This window comes from Archangium sp., assembly GCF_036388035.1.
Lineage (GTDB): Bacteria > Myxococcota > Myxococcia > Myxococcales > Myxococcaceae > Archangium.
In genome coordinates this window covers 1-4290 of the sequence record NZ_DASVSO010000359.1, presented here as the reverse complement: position 1 = coordinate 4290, position 4290 = coordinate 1, and the positions used below count along the sequence as shown (strand labels likewise).

Here is a 4290-nt window from a genome sequence, read left to right as displayed (position 1 = left end):
GGACTCAGCGGGCCGCGCCGGGAGCTGCCGCGCCCAGGTGCGCGTGCAGTGTCTCGGAGCGCACGTAGAGGAACTGCGCGTCGCCGAACGCCAGCCCGTCCCCGTCGACGAGCTGCTGCTCCTGGTCGCCCAGCGGCACCGCGTTGACGAAGGTGCCATTCATCGAGCCCGCGTCGCGCACGTAGCAGCTCCCTTCCGCCGCGCTCCAGCGCATCAGCGCGTGGAACTTGGAGACGGACGGGTCGTGGATGACGAGCGAGCACGTCTCGATGCGTCCCACGGCGAACACCTCGCCATCCATCTTCGGCTTGAGGAAGACCACCTGCAGGTGCTCGAAGCCCTGCAGCATCGCCATCAGCCGGTCCGCCAGCCGGGTGCGGTGCGCCATGAACACCGTGCGCGCCTGCCCCATCTGCTGGGCCACCTGCTGGAAGACGGGAGAGGGGGGCTGCTGGATCAGCACCACGGGCCCATGCTCGGCAAGGAACGTCCCGACGTCCACCCGCCCCAGCGCTCGCAATTCCTTGACCGAAGACATGGGCCGCGAGGGTAGGCGCACACGGCGCGCGTGCCAAGGGCCATGGCTCGGTTATGGTTCGCCCGCACACCACCCAGGCAGCCTCAGGAGGCTTCATCCATGGCGAAGGCGAAGTACGTGCTGGCAGTGGACCAGGGCACCACCGGGACGCACGTCTCCATCCTCGACGACAAGCTGCGGGTGGTGGGCAGCGCGTACCGCGAGTTCACCCAGCACTTCCCCAAGCCCTCCTGGGTGGAGCACGACCTGGAGGAAATCTGGGGCACCGTCGAGCAGTGCGTCCGCCGGGCGCTCAAGGACGCGGAGCTGGCCGGCAAGGACATCGCCGCGGTGGGCATCACCAACCAGCGCGAGACGGCGGGCCTGTGGATGCGCGAGGGCGGCAAGCCCCTGGGCAACGCCATCGTGTGGCAGGACCGGCGCACCTCGCAGCAGTGCGCGCAGCTGCGCGAGCGGGGCGAGGAGCCCCGGGTGCGCCAGACGACGGGCCTCGTGTTGGACCCGTACTTCTCGGGCACCAAGCTGTCCTGGATGATGGAGCACGTGAAGGGGGCCCGGAAGCGCGCCGAGAAGGGCGATGCGTGCTTCGGCACCATCGACACCTGGCTCGTCTATAAGATGACGGGGGGCCAGTCGCACGTCACCGACGTCTCCAACGCCAGCCGCACGCTGCTGATGAACGTCACCCTGCTCGAGTGGGACGAGACCATGCTCTCCCTCTTCGGCGTGCCGGGCGCGTGCCTGCCGGAGATTCGCGGCTCGGCCGAGAGCTACGGCACCACCCGGGGCATGCGCAGCCTGCCGGACGGCATCCCCGTCACCGGCATGGCGGGGGACCAGCAGGCGGCCCTCTTCGGGCAGGCGTGCTTCACCCCCGGCGAGGCCAAGTGCACCTACGGCACCGGCGCCTTCCTGCTGATGAACACGGGCGACGCACCGGTGTACTCGAAGGCGGGGCTGCTCACCACGGTGGCCTGGCGGATTGGCGGCAAGACGGCGTACGCGCTGGAGGGCAGCTCCTTCATCGCCGGCGCCGCGGTGCAGTGGCTGCGCGACGGGCTCAAGGTCATCAAGAAGGCCGCGGACGTGGAGCCGCTCGCCGCCAGCGTGAAGGAGAGCGGGGACGTCGTCTTCGTCCCGGCGCTCGCGGGCCTCGGCGCCCCGCACTGGCGTCCCGAGGCGCGCGGCCTCTTCGCCGGCATCGACCGCTCCACCACGGTGGCCCACCTGGCGCGCGCGGCGCTCGAGGGCGTGGCCATGCAGATTCAGGACCTCGCCGAGGCCATGCGCCGCGACAGCGCCCGGGCGATTCCGGCCTTCAAGGTGGACGGGGGCGCCTCGGCCAATGACCTGATGATGCAGTTCCAGGCGGACATCCTCGGCACCGAGGTGGTGCGCCCGCAGAACCTTCAGACGACCAGCCTGGGAGCGGCCTTCCTGGCGGGCCTGGGAGCGGGGGTGTGGAGCAGCACGGACGCCATCCGCCGCGCCTGGAAGGTGGGCAAGGTCTTCAAGCCGAAGATGAAGGCGGAAGTGCGCGAGCGGCACCTCGTCAAGTGGCGGCGCGCGGTGGAGCGCGCCTGAGACAGCATCCCCCCATTCACGATAGGAGGAGAGCCCGATGGCCTATGACCGCACGCAGCTGACTCCCGAGGCCCTGAAGCAGTTCCTCGCCGAGCACCCCGAGTGGAAGCACGAGGGCGGGATGATCCGTCGCACCTACGAGGCGCCGAGCTTCCTGGCGGGCATCGACTTCGTGGGCCGGGTGGCGAAGGCCGCCGAGGCGGCGGACCACCACCCGGACATCGACATCCGCTGGCGCAAGGTGACGCTGGCGCTGGTGACGCACGACGCGGGCGGTCTCACCTGGCGCGACACGAAGCTGGCGGCCGAGGCGGACACGCTGTTCACCCAGGTGGCGAAGCAGGGCTGATGCGCGCCGTCCTCTTCGTGTCGGTGGTGCTGCTGGCGGCTCCGGGGGCGTGGGCGCAGGACGAGGTGCCCGCGGCCACCCGGCCCGAGCGGCTGTACATCAACTCGGGCGTGCTGATGGGCTCCTCGCGCGTGGTGGCGCTGGGTGGCGCCTACGTGGGCATCGCCGAGGGCGTGGCCGGCTTCACCAACAACCTGGCCGCGCTCGCCCACCGCACCCCGTACCTGAACAAGGACTGGGACGTGGGCGTCACCCTGTCCTGGTTGGACCTGCCACTGGCCAAGGCCAAGGGCAAGGACCTGGACAACGACGGCTTCGCCGACGACGCCCCCGAGACGCTCCAGCTCCTGGGCGCGGTGATGCTGCAGTACCGCAACATCGGGCTCGGCTTCTCCGTGCGCAACTACCAGGTGGGCTACTGCAACACGCTCCACTGTGACGCGAGTGACTTGCTGCGCGTCTCGCTCCTCCAGACGGCGCTGGCGGGAGCGGTGGCCCTGGGGCGGGACGAGTTCATCCTCGGCTTCGGCATCTACAGCGCGCAGGCCGTCTTCAGCCACAGGTCGGAGGGGGACTGGCGCTACGGGGACACGGGCCTGGCGCTGGATGTGCTGTACCGGCCGCTCGGCAGGCCGTACCGGGTGGGCGTGTCGGTGCGGCCCGAGGTGGTGGGTGCCTGGCGGCGGCAGGAGGGGCAGGTGCCCTTCCTCGCGGGCCGGCAGCTCTACGCGGCGGTGGTGTCGCCCGCGGTGCTCTCGCTGGGCGTGAGCTGGCGGCTGGGCGAGGGCGCGGAGAGATACAACCGGCTGTCCCCTGCGGCGCGCCGGCAGATGCTGGAGGGAGAGCACTTCTCCGAGGTGCCGCCCGAGGACGCGGCCGGGGCCCCCACGGGCCGCTGGCTCATCAGCGTGCAGACGGACTTCATCTCGCGGGTGGAGAACGCGGTGTCGGTGCACTCGTTCACGGCCCTCACCGAGCCGACGACGGTGGGCGCCTCGGGGATGCTGCAGCCACGCGTGGGCGTGGAGCACGAGACGTGGCCGGGGCGGCTGCGCACGCGGGTGGGGACGTTCATCGAGCCCTCGCCCTTCGAGGACCACCTGCCGAGGCCCCACTTCACGGGAGGCTTCGAGCTCTTCCTGTTCCACTACTTGGAGGACTGGGCGCTGACGGCCTCGTTCGATGCGTCGCGCCGCTACTCCAACTTCGGCATCTCGGTGGGCTTCTGGAGATGAGCGAGCGCCCCGCCTGGAGGACGGCGACCTTCACGGTGCTGGCGCTCATCGGGTTCGCGGCCAACTCGCTGCTGTGCCGGGCGGCGCTGGAGAACGGGGCCTGGCGCATCGACGCGGCGAGCTTCACGAGCCTCCGGCTCCTCTCGGGCGCGCTGGTGCTGGCGCTGCTGCTGCGGGTGCGCGGAGGCGGAGCGCGCCGGGGCTCATGGGGCTCGGCGCTGGCGCTGTTCGCCTACGCGGCGGGCTTCTCGCTGGCGTACGTGCGCATTCCGGCGGGAGTGGGCGCCCTGCTCCTCTTCGGCTGCGTGCAGGCGACGATGCTGGGCGTGGGCCTCTTCCGGGGCGAGCGCCCCCGGCCCCTGGAGTGGCTAGGGCTGGCGATGGCACTCGGAGGGCTCCTCGTGTTGCGCCTGCCGGGAGCCACCGCGCCGGACCCGCTCGGGGCGACGTTGATGGCGGGGGCGGGCGTGGCGTGGGGCGTGTACTCGCTGCGAGGGCGCGGCAACGCGGACCCGCTGGCGGCGACGGCGGACAACTTCCTGCGCGGCGTGCCGATGACGCTGGGGCTCTCGGTGCTGGGGCTG

The 4290-nt window shown here is 71.3% G+C and carries 5 protein-coding genes; 4 read left to right on the top strand and 1 reads right to left on the bottom strand.

Annotated elements, in window-relative coordinates; genetic code table 11:
• Positions 1 to 4 precede the first annotated feature (4 nt).
• Positions 5 to 538, bottom strand: coding sequence for an FHA domain-containing protein (locus VF697_RS14550; RefSeq protein WP_331095348.1), 534 nt, complete (start codon positions 536 to 538; stop codon positions 5 to 7).
• Positions 539 to 637: 99 nt separating this feature from the next.
• Here VF697_RS14550 and glpK point away from each other — a divergent pair, with 99 nt between their 5' ends.
• From glpK to VF697_RS14530, 4 genes are all read left to right on the top strand, one after another.
• Positions 638 to 2122, top strand: coding sequence for a glycerol kinase GlpK (gene glpK / locus VF697_RS14545; RefSeq protein ID WP_331095346.1), 1485 nt, complete (start codon positions 638 to 640; stop codon positions 2120 to 2122).
• Between the two features lie 37 nt (positions 2123 to 2159).
• Positions 2160 to 2471 carry a 4a-hydroxytetrahydrobiopterin dehydratase gene (locus VF697_RS14540; RefSeq protein WP_331095344.1) on the top strand — a complete coding sequence of 104 codons (312 nt, stop codon included), beginning with the start codon at positions 2160 to 2162 and terminating at the stop codon, positions 2469 to 2471.
• Entirely contained in the window at positions 2471 to 3706 is a 1236-nt protein-coding gene (locus VF697_RS14535; RefSeq protein ID WP_331095342.1) for a hypothetical protein, read from the top strand. Before VF697_RS14540 ends, VF697_RS14535 begins: the two co-directional genes overlap by 1 nt.
• The coding region (locus VF697_RS14530) for an EamA family transporter (RefSeq protein WP_331095340.1) at positions 3703 to 4290 on the top strand (588 nt) is incomplete at its 3' end. The genes VF697_RS14535 and VF697_RS14530, both read left to right, overlap by 4 nt.

What these genes read in the sequence shown, in the direction of transcription:
- VF697_RS14550 (WP_331095348.1), bottom strand. Translation starts at nt 538, where the DNA reads ATGTCTTCGGTCAAGGAATTGCGAGCGCTGGGGCGGGTGGACGTCGGG.
- glpK (WP_331095346.1), top strand. Translation starts at nt 638, where the DNA reads ATGGCGAAGGCGAAGTACGTGCTGGCAGTGGACCAGGGCACCACCGGG.
- VF697_RS14540 (WP_331095344.1), top strand. Translation starts at nt 2,160, where the DNA reads ATGGCCTATGACCGCACGCAGCTGACTCCCGAGGCCCTGAAGCAGTTC.
- VF697_RS14535 (WP_331095342.1), top strand. Translation starts at nt 2,471, where the DNA reads ATGCGCGCCGTCCTCTTCGTGTCGGTGGTGCTGCTGGCGGCTCCGGGG.